17 protein-coding genes and 1 tRNA gene are annotated in these 16,080 nt (G+C 63.4%); 6 read left to right on the forward strand and 12 right to left on the reverse strand.

Annotation, left to right across the window (positions count from 1 at the left end; all coding sequences use genetic code 11):
* Nucleotides 1-68 precede the first annotated feature (68 nt).
* Nucleotides 69-551, reverse strand: coding sequence for a 23S rRNA (pseudouridine(1915)-N(3))-methyltransferase RlmH (gene rlmH / locus NKH37_RS03980; RefSeq protein WP_023719675.1), 483 nt, complete (start codon nucleotides 549-551; stop codon nucleotides 69-71).
* A 61-nt stretch (nucleotides 552-612) separates the two neighbouring features.
* A complete protein-coding gene (gene rsfS / locus NKH37_RS03985; protein ID WP_023678068.1) occupies nucleotides 613-990 on the reverse strand; it encodes a ribosome silencing factor in 378 nt (125 codons plus the stop codon).
* 240 nt (nucleotides 991-1,230) lie between these two features.
* Between rsfS and NKH37_RS03990 the strand changes: the two genes are divergently transcribed.
* Complete coding sequence (locus NKH37_RS03990) at nucleotides 1,231-2,085, forward strand: mechanosensitive ion channel family protein (protein ID WP_353003878.1); 855 nt, start codon at nucleotides 1,231-1,233, stop codon at nucleotides 2,083-2,085.
* Between the two features lie 29 nt (nucleotides 2,086-2,114).
* Here NKH37_RS03990 and NKH37_RS03995 read toward each other — a convergent pair whose 3' ends face one another.
* From NKH37_RS03995 to obgE, 5 genes are all read right to left on the reverse strand, one after another.
* Complete coding sequence (locus NKH37_RS03995; protein ID WP_023719677.1) at nucleotides 2,115-3,404, reverse strand: MFS transporter; 1,290 nt, start codon at nucleotides 3,402-3,404, stop codon at nucleotides 2,115-2,117.
* A 72-nt stretch (nucleotides 3,405-3,476) separates the two neighbouring features.
* Complete coding sequence (locus tag NKH37_RS04000; protein WP_031194203.1) at nucleotides 3,477-4,064, reverse strand: nicotinate-nucleotide adenylyltransferase; 588 nt, start codon at nucleotides 4,062-4,064, stop codon at nucleotides 3,477-3,479.
* 249 nt (nucleotides 4,065-4,313) lie between these two features.
* Complete coding sequence (locus NKH37_RS04005; RefSeq protein WP_352480953.1) at nucleotides 4,314-5,600, reverse strand: glutamate-5-semialdehyde dehydrogenase; 1,287 nt, start codon at nucleotides 5,598-5,600, stop codon at nucleotides 4,314-4,316.
* Nucleotides 5,601-5,613: 13 nt separating this feature from the next.
* Nucleotides 5,614-6,768: a glutamate 5-kinase gene (proB, locus tag NKH37_RS04010; RefSeq protein WP_353003880.1), complete on the reverse strand. Its 1,155-nt coding sequence runs from the start codon at nucleotides 6,766-6,768 to the stop codon at nucleotides 5,614-5,616.
* A 2-nt stretch (nucleotides 6,769-6,770) separates the two neighbouring features.
* The gene (gene obgE, locus NKH37_RS04015; RefSeq protein WP_352480954.1) at nucleotides 6,771-7,802 is read right to left on the reverse strand and encodes a GTPase ObgE; all 1,032 of its coding nucleotides are present in this window, start codon (nucleotides 7,800-7,802) and stop codon (nucleotides 6,771-6,773) included.
* Between the two features lie 171 nt (nucleotides 7,803-7,973).
* Between obgE and NKH37_RS04020 the strand changes: the two genes are divergently transcribed.
* Nucleotides 7,974-8,843, forward strand: coding sequence for an endonuclease/exonuclease/phosphatase family protein (locus NKH37_RS04020; RefSeq protein ID WP_353003882.1), 870 nt, complete (start codon nucleotides 7,974-7,976; stop codon nucleotides 8,841-8,843).
* A gap of 10 nt (nucleotides 8,844-8,853) precedes the next feature.
* Here NKH37_RS04020 and NKH37_RS04025 read toward each other — a convergent pair whose 3' ends face one another.
* From NKH37_RS04025 to NKH37_RS04035, 3 genes are all read right to left on the reverse strand, one after another.
* Nucleotides 8,854-9,441, reverse strand: coding sequence for a GNAT family N-acetyltransferase (locus tag NKH37_RS04025; RefSeq protein ID WP_353003884.1), 588 nt, complete (start codon nucleotides 9,439-9,441; stop codon nucleotides 8,854-8,856).
* Nucleotides 9,442-9,556: 115 nt separating this feature from the next.
* Nucleotides 9,557-9,826 (reverse strand): 50S ribosomal protein L27, encoded by a 270-nt coding sequence (gene rpmA / locus NKH37_RS04030; protein WP_023678077.1) that lies wholly within the window; start codon nucleotides 9,824-9,826, stop codon nucleotides 9,557-9,559.
* Between the two features lie 98 nt (nucleotides 9,827-9,924).
* The gene (locus NKH37_RS04035) at nucleotides 9,925-10,632 is read right to left on the reverse strand and encodes a 50S ribosomal protein L21 (protein ID WP_352480957.1); all 708 of its coding nucleotides are present in this window, start codon (nucleotides 10,630-10,632) and stop codon (nucleotides 9,925-9,927) included.
* 338 nt (nucleotides 10,633-10,970) lie between these two features.
* Between NKH37_RS04035 and NKH37_RS04040 the strand changes: the two genes are divergently transcribed.
* The 3 genes from NKH37_RS04040 to NKH37_RS04050 all read left to right on the forward strand — a co-directional run bounded on the left by NKH37_RS04040 (nucleotide 10,971) and on the right by NKH37_RS04050 (nucleotide 12,989).
* Nucleotides 10,971-11,060, forward strand: a tRNA-Ser gene (locus NKH37_RS04040).
* Between the two features lie 432 nt (nucleotides 11,061-11,492).
* Nucleotides 11,493-12,131, forward strand: a complete 639-nt coding sequence (locus NKH37_RS04045) for a DUF1326 domain-containing protein (RefSeq protein WP_023719685.1) — start codon at nucleotides 11,493-11,495, stop codon at nucleotides 12,129-12,131.
* 9 nt (nucleotides 12,132-12,140) lie between these two features.
* The gene (locus tag NKH37_RS04050) at nucleotides 12,141-12,989 is read left to right on the forward strand and encodes a DUF2182 domain-containing protein (protein WP_352787943.1); all 849 of its coding nucleotides are present in this window, start codon (nucleotides 12,141-12,143) and stop codon (nucleotides 12,987-12,989) included.
* 129 nt (nucleotides 12,990-13,118) lie between these two features.
* Here the strand turns inward: NKH37_RS04050 and NKH37_RS04055 are convergent, their stop codons facing one another.
* Together NKH37_RS04055 and NKH37_RS04060 are read right to left on the reverse strand one after the other, a co-directional pair.
* On the reverse strand, nucleotides 13,119-13,694 hold the full coding sequence (locus NKH37_RS04055; protein ID WP_353003941.1) for a DUF308 domain-containing protein: 576 nt from the start codon (nucleotides 13,692-13,694) through the stop codon (nucleotides 13,119-13,121).
* Between the two features lie 76 nt (nucleotides 13,695-13,770).
* Entirely contained in the window at nucleotides 13,771-14,370 is a 600-nt protein-coding gene (locus NKH37_RS04060; RefSeq protein WP_023719688.1) for a TetR/AcrR family transcriptional regulator, read from the reverse strand.
* A gap of 741 nt (nucleotides 14,371-15,111) precedes the next feature.
* Here NKH37_RS04060 and NKH37_RS04065 point away from each other — a divergent pair.
* Nucleotides 15,112-16,005: an alpha/beta fold hydrolase gene (locus NKH37_RS04065; protein WP_023719689.1), complete on the forward strand. Its 894-nt coding sequence runs from the start codon at nucleotides 15,112-15,114 to the stop codon at nucleotides 16,003-16,005.
* Nucleotides 16,006-16,080: the final 75 nt, after the last annotated feature.

The following is a 16,080-nucleotide window of genomic DNA, read 5'->3' on the forward strand; positions in this document are numbered from 1 at the left end:
CCAAACTGTCGATGAGCATTGGGGCAGAAATCCGGGCGGCTGGCGTCAATTCGCTGATCGAACCGGCTTCATGAACGATGGTAGGGGTGGCCGGAAAGGATCGTGGCCGCCCTGTAAAGCTGCTCGCCCAGCATGACGCGGACCAGCTGATGCGGCCAGGTCAGCGCGCCGAGCGACACCGTCAGATCAGCCAAGTCACGCAGCGACTGGTCATGGCCGTCGGCGCCGCCAATGGCGATCACCAGCGCCTTGCGCCCGCCATCGCGCAGCAAGCTTATGCGGCCGGCGAAATCCTCGGAGGAAAGGTTCTTGCCGCGCTCATCCAGCAGCATCAGCGCCGTGCCCGGTTGCAAGTGCGTCTGCAGCTTCTGGCCTTCCTCGCGCCGGCGCTCATTGGCCGTCTGCGCGCGGCCTTCGGCAATCTCGGCGATCCCGGCGAATTCGAGGCCTACGGCAGGGCCGCTCTTGGCGAAACGCTCGAAATAGCGGTCGGCCAACTGCTTCTCGGGGCCGGCTTTCATTCGGCCCACGGCATGAACGGTAATCTTCATCCCTGCCTCGGAGAGCCGCTGATGCGTGTCGCACAACGACGTGCATCAAGACGAATACGGCTCAGTGGAGGGTCTCTTCCTCAAGATCCGGCGCCTGCCACATCTTTTCGAGATTGTAGAAGTCGCGGACCTCGGGACGGAAGACATGGACGATGATGTCGCCCGAATCGATCAGGACCCAGTCGGCGCCAGCCAGCCCCTCGACGCGCGCCGTGCCGAGCCCGGCATCCTTGAGCGCCTTGAGGAGATGATCGGCGACAGCCGAGACATGACGGTGCGATCGGCCCGACGCGACGACCATGTAGTCGCCGAGGCTCGATTTCCCCTGAATGTCGATTGAGACGATGTTTTCGGCCTTGGAGTCTTCCAGACTGGCAAGGACTGTCTTGATGGCGCGGGACACGGCGTCGTTTACGCTGATCCCGGCCGGCGAAGGCACGATGTCGGCCTTCTTCCGCAGTGCTGTTCTCAGTGTATTTCCTTTCGCAGCAAGAACAACCAAATCACCTTTCAAATCAGGTGACACTGCTTAGATAGGCAGAGTTAGGTTGCAGTTTCAAGACACCGCTCGCAAGCAGACGCCCGGTAACGGCCGAATATGCGGCTTTTCCGGGCCAGAAATTCGGAACCGCCTCGCCCCGCAGCGGTTATCGGCTCATCCACGAACCGGAATCCCGACATGCCGATCGATCCTCAGAACGCCCTCCTCACCGTGCAATCCGGCCTGGCGCAACTCAGCACGCTGATCGTCTCCTACTCGCTTTCGGCGGTCGGCGCCGTCATCCTGCTGGTCATCGGCTACATCGTCGCCGGCCTCGCCGAACGTTCGATCTATGCCGGCCTCGGCCACGTTCACGGCTTCGACGAGCTCCGCCATTTCTTCTCGCAGGTCGTCCGCTACGCCATCCTCGGGCTTGTCGTGATCATGGTTCTCGGCCAGTTCGGCGTGCAGACGGCTTCGATCATTGCCGCCATCGGTGCCGCCGGCCTGGCCATCGGTCTGGCGCTGCAAGGCACGCTGCAGAACATTGCCGCTGGCATCATGCTGCTGGCGCTGCGGCCGTTCCACATCGGCGAATATGTTGAGGTCGGCGCCATATCCGGTACCGTCGAGGAGATCGGGCTGTTTGCAACAACGCTGAGGACGGTCGAAGGTGTCTACGTGCTTGCACCTAACTCGACCCTGTGGAACCAGCCGGTCCGCAATTTCACCCGCAATGGTGTGCGCCGCGGCGACATCACGCTCAGCATCGGCTCGTGGAACGACATCGATTTCGCGCAAAAGACCATGCTCGGTGTCGCCGCCGCCGACCGGCGCGTCAGGCGGCAGCCGGCGCCGATCGCCTTTGTCGCGACTGTCGGGGACAGCACCGTCGCCATCACCTTGCGCTACTGGACGGCGGCTGCCGATTTCTTCGCCGCCCAGATCGACCTCACCAAGAGTGTCAAGCAGGCGTTCGATGCCGAAGGCCTTTCAATTCCGGCGCCGGCGCCGCAAGCGCCGCAGCCGGAGGCCTCAGCCACGCAGCAATAGAGCATTTGAAGCCAGCCCGCAGATGGCCCTCAAAGCTCTCCGCGCCCGCGCTGATCTTCGGGCGCGAAGGCGAGATCGACAGGCAACGGCGCCTGCGCCGTCATCGGCGCGAAACTGCCGGTCTCGGTGGCGGGCACGGGCCGCACCATGCCGACGCGCCAGAGAACGAACAAGCAGTAGGCGGCGGCAATGACGATTGCCACATAGATGAAGGCCTGCGTGCCATAGATGGCGGAAAGCCCGGTCACAATGCCGGGCACGACGAAGCCGGACAGCGACCAGGCAAACAAGAGCGAGCTCGACAGCGCCACCATGTCGTCCTTGCCGGCGCGGTCGCCAGCATGGGCGCTGGCCAGCGAATAGATCGATTCCGAGGCGCCGTCCCAGACCACGTAGATGACGAGCAGCGTCGCCAGAGCGCCACCGTCGAAACCCAGTGCAAACAGGCCCGCCGCGGCGGCAAGCGCCGACGCCGCGATCAGCACAAAGCGCCGGTCGGTGCGGTCGGAAATCCAGCCGAGGGGAATCTGCAGGATCAGCGTGCCGACCGGCATTGCCGAAAGCAGCAAGGCGACGTCGGCCTGGCTGTAGCCTCTGGCGGTGGCATGGATTGGCGCAAAACCCGAAATCGTCATCGACAGGCCGCCGACGGCAAGCATGCCGGCAACGCCGACCGGCGAGATTCGCCAGGCGCGGCCGAGCGCCACCGACGCCGCTTGCGGCGCCGGTGGCTGCGCGAGCCGCGTCAGCCCGACGGGAAGGATCGACAGCGCGGTGAAGGCAATGCCGATCAGCGGCGCATCGGCCGCGCGGATATCGATCAACGCCAGCGTCGAATAGCCGACGCCGAGTCCGGCGACATAGGCAACGTAGAAGATAGCCATGACCCGGCCGCGGATGGCGTTTGCGACGACATCGTTCAGCCAGCTCTGCGCGACAATGAACAGGCCGCATATGGCAAAGCCGTAGAGCGCCCGTGCAGCGATCCATGGCAATGGGTGCGGCCCGGCGCCGACCGCGGCGTTGGACAGCACGATCAGCGCCGACAGTACCATGAACACGCGGGCATGGCCGACACGCCGCACCAGCGGCCCGGTCAGGATGCAGCCAGCGAGGCCGCCAGCCGAAAGGCCGGTGACGATCAGCCCTGCCCAAGTCGGATCGAAGCCCTCGGCGCCGAGCCGGACTGGGATATAGGCGAACATGAGCCCATTGCCGACGGCGATCAGCGCCATCGACAAGAGGATGCTGGCAATGGCGATCGAGGGCGCCGGCTGCCCTAGACCGTTCTTGTCCTGGTCGCGCTCGAGAATCGTCATGACCGAGGATCGCCCATCAAGCAGGTCAAGGCAGCGGCAAATGCGACATGGCTGGACTTGCCTTCCGCCCGCTCAGCCCTTTGCCACATTGCGGATCGCGCTCGACGACAGCGACGAACGCGGGCCGTGGATGAAGGTCCAGGCCGGCGCGTTCATGCGGGCGAGCCGCGGTGCGTCGCCTTCGTCGACGCGGGCATAGTCGAAAGTCTTGGCGACCACGGACGACAGGAACGACAGCGTCGCACCTGGCCGGTCGACCACCGCGATCGGGAACGTCATCACGATACGGCGCCAGCGCTGCCAGCGGTGGAAGTCGCGAAGCGAATCGGCCCCCATGATCCAGACGAAATCGACGCCGGGGTTACGCGCCTTGACCAACGCCAGCGTGTCGGCGGTGAAGCGGACGTGGTGGGCCGCCTCGAAGGCGGTGACCTTGATCTTCGGGTTCTTGGCGATCTTTTCAGACAGCTGCAGCCGCTCGGCCAGCGGCGCAAGTTCACCAGCGTTCTTGAGCGGATTGCCGGGCGTCACCATCCACCACAGCTGGTCGAGAGCAAGGCGTCTGAGCGCGATCTCGGCGACCAGCGCATGCCCGGCGTGCGGCGGATTGAACGAACCGCCAAACAGCCCGACCGCCACGCCTTTCCCGGCATGCGGCATCTTGAGGTAACGGGAGGATATGGCATGTTCGGACAAGGCAAGCATGCGTCAGGCACCCCCCTCTGCCCTGCCGGGCATCTCCCCCTCAAGGGGGGAGATTGTCAGCTTCAATGACAGCTTGAATTCTGCCCGCCCGGCAATTGGCGAAATCGCGAACGAGAGCTGATCTCCCCCCTTGAGCGGGAGATGTCCGGCAGGACAGAGGGGGGTGGCTGGGCGCAAGGCTTCAGGTTCTTTGAACACAAAGCTTCAAGGCCTCACCTGTCCCGACCCGCGTACACGATATTTGAACGACGTCAGTTGCTCGACGCCGACCGGTCCGCGGGCATGCATCTTGCCGGTGGCGATGCCGATTTCGGCGCCCATGCCGAATTCGCCGCCATCGGCAAACTGGGTCGAGGCGTTGTGCAGAAGGATCGCCGAATCGACCTCGTTGAAGAACCGGTCGACCGCTGTGGCGTCCTCGGCGACGATCGCCTCGGTGTGATGCGAGGAGAACGTCTCGATATGCTCGATCGCGCCGCCAATGCCGTCGACCAGCTTCACAGCGATGATCGCGTCGAGATATTCGGTCACCCAGTCTGCATCGGTCGCGGGCTGGGCATCGGCATAAAGCCTCAGCACCTCGGCATCGGCATGGATCTCGCATCCTGCCGCCCGTAGGGCCTCGAGGATCGGCACCAGGTGCGTGACGGCGACGGCACGGTCGACCAGCAGCGTCTCGGCAGCGCCGCACACCCCGGTGCGCCGCATCTTGGCATTGACCGCGATCTTGACCGCCATGTCGAGATCAGCCGATCGGTCGATATAGAGATGGCAGATGCCCTCGAGATGGGCGAAGACCGGCACCCGCGCCTCCTTCTGCACACGCTCGACCAGGCTGCGGCCGCCGCGCGGAATGATGACCTCGAGATTGCCGGAAAGCCCTTTCAGCATTTCGCCGACGGCGGCGCGATCGGTGGTCGGCACCAATTGTATGGCATCCTCCGGCAGCCCGGCTGCCTTCAGCCCCTCGACCAGGCAGGCATGGATCGCGGCGGAAGAATTCGCTGAATCCGAGCCGCCGCGCAGGATCACCGGATTGCCCGCCTTGAGGCAGAGCGCACCGGCATCGGCGGTCACGTTCGGCCGGCTCTCATAGATGACGCCGATGACGCCTAGCGGCGTGCGCACCCGTTCGATGTGCAACCCGTTCGGCCGGTCCCATCCAGCAATGATTTCGCCGATTGGGTCGCGCAACTCGGCGATCTCGCTGATGCCGTCTGCCATGGCGCGGATGCGGACGGGATCGAGCTTCAGCCGATCCATCGACGCTGCCGATAGGCCAGCCTCCTCGCCATTTCTGATGTCGATTGCGTTGGCGTCGAGGATATCCTGCTCATGCCGAAGGATCGCCTGAGCCATGCCGACCAGCGCCTTGTGCTTGCGCTCGGCCGCTGCGATGGCCAGCGGTCGGGCCGCGGCATGCGCGCGGCGGCCGATATCGGCCATCAGCGCGACGGTGTCATCCCGGGATTTTTCATGCAGCGTCAGCATGGCTCATCCTCCGCTATGTAACCTGGTCACCGACTACTTGCTCACCACCGGCATGGCTCACCACAAGGTCGTCGCGGTGGATCATCGCCGAACGCGCCTCGTAGCCGAGCACGGTTTCGATCTCGGTCGTCTTCAGCCCAGCGATCCTTACGGCATCGGCGGCATCATAGGCAACCAGCCCGCGCGCTATCTCGCGGCCCTCGGGCGACAGGATCGCCACCGTGTCGCCACGCGCAAAATTGCCGCTGACCAATTTGACGCCGGCCGGCAGCAGCGACTTGCCGGAGAGCAGCGCGCCGATGGCGCCGGCATCGACGGTCAGCCGGCCAGCCGGTTCGAGCTGCCCGGCGATCCAGGTCTTGTAACCTTTGACCGGGCTGCTGCTCGGCCGGAAGAAGGTGGCGCGCTCGCCGCGCTCGATTGCCAGCAGCGGCGACAGCCGCGTGCCTGATGTGATGATCATGGCGGTGCCGGCGGCGGTTGCAATCTTGCCGGCATCGAGCTTGGTGCGCATGCCGCCGCGCGACAATTCCGAAGCGGCGGCACCCGCCATCGCCTCAATGTCGGGGGTGATGCGGTCGACGATCGGAATGAACCGAGCGTGCGGGTCACGCGCAGGCGGTGCCGTGTAGAGCCCGTCAATGTCGGAGAGCAGCACCAAAAGGTCGGCGCCCATCATGGTGGCGACGCGCGCCGCCAGCCGGTCGTTATCGCCATAACGGATTTCGGAGGTGGCCACCGTATCGTTCTCGTTGATGACCGGCACCGCCTTCATCTTGAGCAGCGTCGAGATCGTCGCCCGCGCGTTGAGATAACGGCGGCGCTCTTCCGTGTCGCCGAGCGTCAACAGGATCTGGCCCGATTTCAAACCATTCTTGCCGAGCGCATCCGACCAGGCGCCGGCCAAGGCGATCTGCCCGACGGCGGCCGCCGCCTGGCTCTCCTCGAGCTTCAGCGCCCGCTTGCCGAGGCCGAGGATGGTGCGGCCAAGTGCAATCGCACCGGAAGACACAACGAGAATTTCGGCGCCGCCATTGGCCAGCACGGCGATGTCGTCGGCAAGCGAGGCCAGCCAGTCGCGCTTCAGGCCCGTCGTGCGGTCGACAAGCAGCGCCGAGCCGACCTTGACGGCAATGCGCCGATAATTTTTCAGCGATTGCGCGGCCATGGCTATGCGTTCCAGCGCGTCTCGACCGGCGCAGCGACAGCTTCGCGCGCCTTCGCCACCACAGCCATCAGCGCGCGCAACACCGCCTCGACGCCCTCGCCGGTGACCGCCGAAAGCAGCATCGGCGCGCGGCCGGCGGCGCGTTTCAGCGAGGCGGCCTTCTTTTTGCGTGCGTCGGCATCGAGTATGTCGACCTGCGAAAGAGCGACGATCTCGACCTTGTCGGTCAGCCCGTTGCCATAGGCGTCGAGTTCGGCACGCACGGTCTTGTAGGCCTTGCCCGGATTTTCTTCCTGCGCCGAGACGAGGTGCAGAAGGACGCGCGTGCGTTCGACATGGCCGAGAAAGCGGTCACCGATGCCGACGCCTTCATGCGCGCCTTCGATCAGGCCGGGAATGTCGGCAATGACGAATTCGCGCCCGTCGATGCGGGCCACGCCAAGGCCCGGATGCAGCGTGGTGAAGGGATAGTCGGCGATCTTCGGCTTGGCCGCGGTGACGGCCGCCAGGAAGGTCGACTTGCCGGCATTGGGCAGCCCGACCAGGCCGGCATCGGCGATCAGCTTCAGCCTGAGCCAGATATTGAGCTCTTCGCCCGGCAGTCCGGGGTTGGCGCGGCGCGGCGCCTGGTTGGTCGAGGTCTTGAAATGCTGGTTGCCGAAGCCGCCATTGCCGCCCTTGGCCAAAAGGAAGCGCTGGCCGACGACCGTCAGATCGCAGATCAGCGTCTCATTGTCCTCGGCAAAGACCTGTGTTCCGGCCGGCACTTTCAGCGTCACGTCGGCACCCTTGGCGCCGGTCATGTTGCGGCCCATGCCGTGCGTCCCGGTCTTGGCCTTGAAATGCTGCTGGTAGCGATAGTCGATCAGCGTGTTTAGTCCGTCGACCGCCTCCACCCAGACATCGCCGCCGCGGCCGCCGTCGCCGCCGTCCGGGCCGCCGAACTCGATGAACTTTTCGCGCCGGAACGACACCGAACCGGCGCCGCCGTCGCCGGAGCGGATGTAGACCTTGGCTTGATCGAGAAATTTCATCGGATTGTATGGTTTCTGCTATTGGCTTTGCGGGATTGCTCTAAAGCAAGGCGGGTCGAAGGGCGAGGGCCGTTTTTGCTACTGTAACGTCGCGCGTATCTCTGGACGCGTAGCATTTGGTTGACCCTTGCCGAAAATCGATCTTCGGCTTTCCAAGCGCGAGATGTCGGAATGAAGCTGGTAACTTACAATATCCACTACGGCATCGGCCTCGACGGCCGCTATGATGTCGGTCGCATCGCCGATGCGGTGCGCGGCGCCGACGTGATCGCGCTGCAGGAGGTCACCCGCGCCAACCCGAAGAATGGCGGCCGCGACATGGTGGCCGAGTTCGGCGAGGCGCTGCCCGACTATTTTGCCGTCTACGGCAGCAATTTCGAAGCCGACGCCGGATCGCGCCTGGAGAACGGCCGCGCCATCACGACCACCTTCCAGCTCGGCAACATGGTGCTGTCGAGAACGCCGATCCATCTGTCGCGCAATCTCCTTTTGCCGCGCAGCCGCAGTTTCGAGGCGATGAACTTCCAGCGCGGCGCGCTGGAGGCGCTGATCGAAACGCCGCTTGGCTTCGTCCGCTTCTATTCCACTCATCTCGACCATCGCAGCCCGGTCGAACGCCTGAGCCAGATCCGCTTTCTGCGCGAACGCCTGTTGAACTACCCGCTCGAGGGCGGTGGGCTCTCCGGCGTCGCCGAGATCGGCTTACCGGACTTGCCTTGTCCCGAAGCCTTCGTCGTCATGGGCGACTTCAACATGCTCGCCGGATCGCCGGAACACGTCGAACTCGCCGGCCAGCCTGACCATGAATTCGGCATGCCGGTGACCGCCGACCTCGCCGTCGATGCCGCCGCGCGCCTCGGCGCGGCCGGCGCCGATCTCGTCACCTGGGTCGACCCCAAGCGGCCGGGCGATGCCAGCCGCCACAAGCGCATCGACTACATCTTCACCAGCGCCTCGCTTACCAAATCGCTGAGGCGCCTGTGGGTCGACCGGCAAGCGGCCGGTTCGGATCACTTGCCGGTCTGGGTCGAGATGGCGTGAGCCGCATCCATCAAAAATGCACCCAATTCCTGAGGCTGGTCCATGTCTTGCGATCGAGGCGGTAGCGCTCGACCGGCACCTGGCCGGCAACGATCGAATTCAGCATGCCCTGGCCGGCATACTGGAAGCCGCATTTGTGGATGACCCGGCGCGAGGCCGGATTGATCACCCGCGTCGAGGCGTGCAGCACCTGGATCGTGGTTCTCTGGAAGGCAAGGTCGACCAGTGCGTGCGCTGCCTCCGTCGCGTAGCCGCGTTTCCAGTACGGCTCGCCGATCCAATAGCCGAGCTCCAGCCCGCGATCCGTGGTGTTGAGCCCGGCACAGCCGACGAAGGTCTCGGTGCCGGCCAGCGTCAACGCATAGGCGATTCCGGCCCGGCGCGATGCCGTCATAGCCAGGAAAGCGCGTGCCTCGGCCTCGCCATAGGGATGCGGCATGCGGGCCAGCATTTCCGCGACATGGCGGTTATCGGCGAGCGCCACCAATTGCTCGATGTCGCTTTCACGCGGGGCCCGCATGACCAGCCGCTCGGTGACCAGGACCGGGCAATCTATCGCGTAACTTTCGTCTTCTGTCGCTTCCGCTTCGGCAACCATGTCAGTCCTCCAGGCAAGAAAAAGGGGAGATGGAAACCCATCTCCCCTGATCCATTTCCTGGCTTGGCCAGACACCGGTCCCGAGATGGGTGCCGGTGTTCTCTTGCGGAACCGGCTACTCCGCTGCCTTCGTCATCGGGTTCACCGATACGTAGGTTCGGCCATTGGCTTTTTTGTTGAAGGTGACTGCGCCAGCTTCCAGCGCAAACAGCGTGTGGTCCGTGCCAATGCCGACATTGGTGCCGGGATGCCACGTCGTGCCACGCTGACGAATGATGATGTTGCCTGGAATCACGGCTTCGCCGCCGAATTTCTTCACGCCGAGCCGCTTGGAATGGGAGTCGCGACCATTGCGCGACGATCCGCCAGCTTTCTTGTGTGCCATCTAACTACTCCGATGCGCCGCGAGGCGCCTAAACGATCTTATGAACGCGTTCGCGTTCCGTTTCAAGTCCGATCCGGCGACGATTGCGCCAGTTCGTTCTACTTCTTCGCCAATTCCTTGGCCTGCTCGCGCCAGTCCTTGATCTGGTCGGCGCTGAACGGCATGTGCTCGTCGATCTTGGCGACATCCTTGTCGGACAGCTTGGCGATCTGGGCGAAGGTGGTGATGCCCTGTTCGTTGAGCTGGCCGGCGGCAACCGGGCCGATGCCCTTGATCACCGTCAGATCGTCCGGCTCGCCCTTCGGCGCCTTGAACAACGGCGCGGCGGCTTCGGCAGCCTTGTCCCCGGTCGTCTCGGCCTTGCCTTCCTTCTTCGGCGCAGCCTCTGCCTTGGCTGCGGCCTTCGGCGCAGCTTCAGCCTTCGCCTCGGTCTTGGCGGCAACTTCGGCCTTCGCTTCGGTCTTGGCGGCGGTCTTCTTCGCCGGCTTGGCGCCACCCAGCAGGATCTCGGCGATCCTGACAGTGGTCAAAAGCTGGCGATGGCCGATCTTCCGGCGCGAATTCTGCCGGCGACGCTTCTTGAAGGCGATGACCGTGCGGTTCTTGCCCTGCTCGACGACTTCGGCGGTGACCATCGCACCATCGACGAACGGCGCGCCGAACGTGACGTTCTCGCCTTCGCCATGCGCGAGCACATTGCCGATTTCGACGATGTCGCCGACATTGGCTTCGAGTTTTTCGATCTTCAGGAGATCGTTGGCGGCAACGCGATACTGCTTGCCGCCCGTTTTGATGACTGCGAACATTTTTTGCCTTTCGCTGTTCGGTCGGCCTTGATGAACCGCCTGAGGCGGTTCGGCCGTCTTTTTGTCAGTCTGCGGGTTCAAAAAACAAGCGGCGCGGAAGATCCCTCCACGCCGATTGCGCGCTGTCCCTAACCGAAGGTTCGGCTTGAGTCAAGGCAAGCGCCGCGGGCAAGCTGCGAATGGGCTGAGCCCAGTCCGGCAAACATGGAACATCGGGCACCGCAGCTTTGAACGCAGCACGGACGGGAACCTGCGGCGCCGGGGCAGATTGGCCCTTGTAACCTGCCTGTCCAGCCGTTATCTAGTGCGCCGCGCCGGCAACGGCGGACCATGACCGCGGAGAGGTGGCAGAGTGGTCGAATGCACCGCACTCGAAATGCGGCATGGGTGCAAGCCCATCGGGGGTTCGAATCCCTCCCTCTCCGCCAGTGATCCTAATTTCATTTTTTGATTTTTGCCTGCCGAACTCAGCCATAAATGCTCGTGAAGCCGCGGAGCTCAATTGCAGCCCGGCGTTAACCCTTGGCCCGCTAGGTCGTTGACCAAGCAACCGAGCGGTGTTGCGGAAGGTTGTCGGTTCGCAATGTGGGTCAAGCGAGCGTCAGCTGGATCGTGTATTTGGTGATCGACCCGTCGCGAACCTACCCACGACCTCATCGAGCACATGGAACGGAGCAAGAAACCACTTTCGTGGTCGCATTGGATGGTGCTGGGTTCTGTTGCGAGCAGTTCCTGATCAAAACGCGGTGACTTGTGTCTGGGGCGTCAAGTCCACCAAAAATCAGCGAGCGATGCACTAACTGCTGGAGTGCGCCCCGCCTTCGACGTATAAATGGCGCTACATTCCGGGAGGAAGAGCCATGAATGCAGTGCCTCAATGGCGGCTCGCAGGCGACTGGTTCGACATCTGCAGCTGCGACATCCCTTGCCCTTGCGAGTTCGCCCAGCGGCCGACCGGCAATCACTGCCAGGGCGTGCTCGCCTGGCATGTACGCGAGGGTCAGTATGGCGACGTGAAGCTCGACGGCCTGTCGCTGGTGGCGCTCGGCGAGTTCGAAGGCAATCTATGGGCCGGCGAGGCAAAGGCCGTGATGGGCATGTACCTCGACGAGAAGGCGAACGAGCGGCAACGTGAAGCCCTGCAGGCGATCTTCGGCGGGCAGGCTGGCGGCTGGCCGGCGGGTTTTGCCGCCAACATCGGCGAGATGCGTGGCATGGAGTTCGTGCCGATCACTTTCGAGGTGGCGGGCGACCTTGCCACCTGGCGGGTCGAGATTCCTGGCCTCGTCGTCGGGCATGCGGAAGCGCTTTCAGGTCCCACAACACCACCCGGCAAGCGGGTGCAGACGATCAACCCGCCGGGCTCGGAGGTCGGCCCGGGCCAGGTTGCCACCTGGGGGCGTTCGGTCGAGGTGAGCACCAAAGGCTTCGGGCTCGACTGGACGGGCACGGCGCGCTCGAGCAAACACATTCCGTTCGACTGGACCGGCCCGAACTAGGACGTGCCGATGCCTGACGCGTTCCCCGGGAAATCGTCGCGGCTCCGGAATTTGCGTGGCATGCCGCTCGGCCTTCTCGCATCGCTCGTCGTGCTAACAGCGGCGGCGTGGGCGCTGACCCTCAGCATGGATATGCCTATGGGCATTGCGGTGCGCGGCGGGATGGAGGGTATGGAAGGCATGGCCGGCATGGCGATGGCCGGAATTGCCGCCGACGGCTGGTCACTCGCCGGCGCCGCCGCCTTTCTTGCTGTATGGACGGTGATGATGGCTGCCATGATGCTGCCGGCGGCCGCGCCCATGATCTTTATGTTCGCGGCGGCGCAGGCCATGCGCGAACAGCACGTTGCCATCCCGACGTGGATATTCGTCGCGGGTTACATGCTCGTCTGGGCGGCGGCGGGCCTTCTCGTGTATGTCCTGGTCCAGTTCGGAAGCGAGTTTGCGACCAGCCTCGATCCGCCTCAGCGTTCGAAATGGGCGCCGCTCGCGCTCGGTATCACGCTTGGCGTCGCCGGACTCTACCAATTCACGACCCTCAAGCACATTTGCCTCAGCCATTGCCGTTCGCCGCTCGCTTTCGTTGCGCAGCATTGGCGCGACGGGCGGGTTGGCGCACTCGAGATGGGGCTGCGGCACGGGCTCTATTGCTTTGGTTGCTGCTGGGCGCTGTTTGCCGTGCTGGTCGCGGTGGGCATCATGAGCGTCGCCTGGATGCTGCTGTTGACGCTGGTCGTCTTCGTCGAGAAGCTGCTGCAGCGCGGCCGCCGCTTCGAAGTTGCTTTGGGCATTGCGCTGATGGCCCTCGGGATCGCTGTATCGTTCGGCGCGATCGAGATGCCTTGGATGAGCGGCTAGCCCCCAGCCGGGTGGTGAAATTCCAAACATATCGGTCCTTAAGGATAAGGGCGGGTCGTTGTGTTTGGCGAACCGATACTAGCAGCTGGCAGCCCTCTGATCGGGTCGGTGATGGCTCAAGATGGCGGGCTATGCAGCCTTCCGCCGCAATTGGCTCACACTCAGCCACACCGCCGAAACCAGGAAGTAGAGGGCGCCTACTGCGGCATAGCCGGCCACGTTGGTGATGGATGGCGGCATCGGCATCCGCGCCTGCGCGATGAAAAACGTGCCTGCCAGTGCTGATTGCCCTCCGCTCAGGATCATCGCCCACTGCGCGCCAGAGCTCTTCCAACGGCGGACCGCGGTGCCGAGTTGAAGCAGGCCAGACAGGATCGCCCATAGGCCGAACACCCCGAGCACCCAATTCATGCTCATCTTCAGCGCAACAACGACCGCGAGCGTTGTCGCCACACTGACCACGACGTTGATGGTCTGGGTGCGATTCTGTCCCAATCCTCCGCTGCGCGATGCGTCGACAAAATTGGCGAGGGCATCCCATGCAGGATAAGCCACGAGCAAAACCGCCGCCACCACCCCGGAATTCTGTCCCACTGTAAAGGCAGCCGCCACCCAGACAGCCGAGACCGCCGTTCGTGCGAAGTAATAGAGCTTGAGCCATTGTTCCTGGCTGGCGCGGGAAAGATCGCTATTGTGAACCGTCATTGGATGTCCTTTCGACTAGTAGGAAGGGCTCTCGACGAACGTCGCAGAGCCGTTACGGCGATGGTTATTTGAGGTCTTAGGATTGTATCTGGAGGGAACGCGGAGCGAGCCGCTCCAGGAGCGGGCGTGTCACGACGGCGAATATCTTCGGATCGCCATAGGCCCGTGCCGAAAGCATCGCGCCGTGGACAGTCGCCATGAACGCTTCAGCCTCGGCACGAGGGGTACCCATCAGTTGGAATCGGCCGAGCCGCGCACCGCGCTCCAGCACGGATGTCAGCCAAGCCGACAGGGAGCGGAAATGCGCCCGGACCTCAAGGCCAACTTCCTCGGGCAGCACGGGGAGTTCGCTTGCCAACAGCGCGCAGATACAAAACGGAGCGCTGGCATCCGCGATGCAGACTTCCCAATAGCCAGCGTAGTCCTGAAGCTGTTCGAGCGGATCGGAGACCTGAAGTTCGAGATTCGCCATCCCCGCTTCAGCTTCTTCCCGATACCGCGCAACCAGCGTTCGGACCAGATCGACCTTGCTTGGGAAATGGTGATGGATGCTCGCCTTACGAATCCCGACCACATCAGCGATGTCGGCATAACTGAAACCGTTGTAGCCGCCAGCGACGATCAGAGAACGCGCACAAGCCAGGATGTCGTCGGAGGTAGTAGACACGTTGCCCATGCCCTTACCTACCTTCTGGTAGGATGGCAGTCAAGCCCTCTTGCAACGCAACGACCAAAGCGAGAGCAGTAGCGTGGAATTGGGTGGCTATGGCGCAGACGTCATTCGATGTTCCTTGTGTCTCGGCCGCCATCAATTCAAAAAAGCGCCGAGTGTTTGTCGATCGAAGTAGCCGTCCCACTTCGAGGAGAAGGCGACACCCTTCGGCCGACCGGATCATCGCAATCGCCGCGCGGCACTAGGCGTTTGCACCGACTGCGCTATCTCCCCATCGTTAGCCTTGTTCTATCGCTGGTTGAAGATGGGAGGTTTCCATGGATCGGCGACTATTTTTGACAGGAATGTTTGGCATTGCCGGGGCCGCGGCCCTTGCAAGCACGGTTCGGCCAATCAACGCAGTGGCCGGCGTTCCAACTGCCAGAAACGGCATTCTCGATGAACTCGAGGCGCCGGACGTCGAGACCTTCGACGACGATACTCAAGCAGAGTTGCAACCAGTCTATCATCGCCGGTGGCACCGGCCGCGCCGGCGCCGCCGGCGTGCTTGGAGAAGGGTCTGTCGCGTTTACTGGCGGAATGGCTATCGGCGCAGGCGGTGCTTCCGCAGGCGCGTCTGGGTCTGGTTTCGATTCTAGCAATTGGCCGGCTTGAACCCTGGCCATCGCGGCCGGGGTTTTCGCCTCAGGCGACCGTTAGCGCCCTTAGAGAGTTTGTCTGACGGCGCGCCGGAGGAGGCTGACGGTGTTTGCAGGTTTCAGAGCCACCAGCTTGCGACTGGACTATACGACCATTTTCGCAAGGGTCGGTGGCACCGGTCCGCCGCTGCTGCTTCTTCACGGTTTTCCAGAGACGCATCTGATGTGGAGGGATATCGCCGCAGCCTTGGCGCCCCGCTTCACGGTGGTCGCCGCCGACCTTCGAGGCTATGGCCAAAGCGGATGCCCGGTTTCCTCTGCCGATCATAGCCAATACGCCAAGCGCGCCATGGCCGGCGACATGGTTCAAGCCATGAAGCAGCTGGGGTTTGAGCGGTTCATGGTTGCCGGGCATGATCGCGGCGGGCGGGTTGCCTATCGCCTGGCGCTCGACCATCCCGACAAAGTGCTCAAAATCGCCGTCCTCGACATCGTCCCCACCGCCGCAACATGGGATCGGGCGGATGCCAGACTGGCGCTCGGCTTCTGGCCCTGGAGCCTGCTTGCCCAGCCGGAGCCCCTGCCGGAACGTCTGATCGGCGCGGCTCCCGATGCAGTCGTCGACGATGCAATAACGCAATGGGGATCGTCGACGAAAATGGTCTCCAAAGAGGTCAGGGACGCCTATGTTGATGCGCTTCGCGATCCCGCGCATATTCATGCGATCTGCGAAGAGTATCGCGCCGCTGCGACGATCGATCGTGAACATGACGCGCTGAACCAGGCAAACGGTCGTCGCATCGAGTGCCCGCTAATGGCGCTATGGAGTGGCGAAGGCGCCCTGGAGAACTGGTATGCGCAAGAAGGCGGGCCGCTGGCTATCTGGAGGAAATGGGCTGACAGAGTGGAAGGACGCGCTGTCCAAGGCGGGCACTTTTTCCCAGAAGAGCACCCCGACACGATAGCAGCGGTTCTCTCGGAATTCTTCGAGGACAAATAGGACGGTCAGGACAGAGGGTTGTAGAGGTCACATGCTTCAGTTACGCGGAACCTCGGGAGTGCTTCGCGGCCCCAG

Origin of the sequence: Mesorhizobium sp. M1217 (genome assembly GCF_040318275.1) — a bacterium.
In the GTDB taxonomy this organism is placed as follows: domain Bacteria; phylum Pseudomonadota; class Alphaproteobacteria; order Rhizobiales; family Rhizobiaceae; genus Mesorhizobium.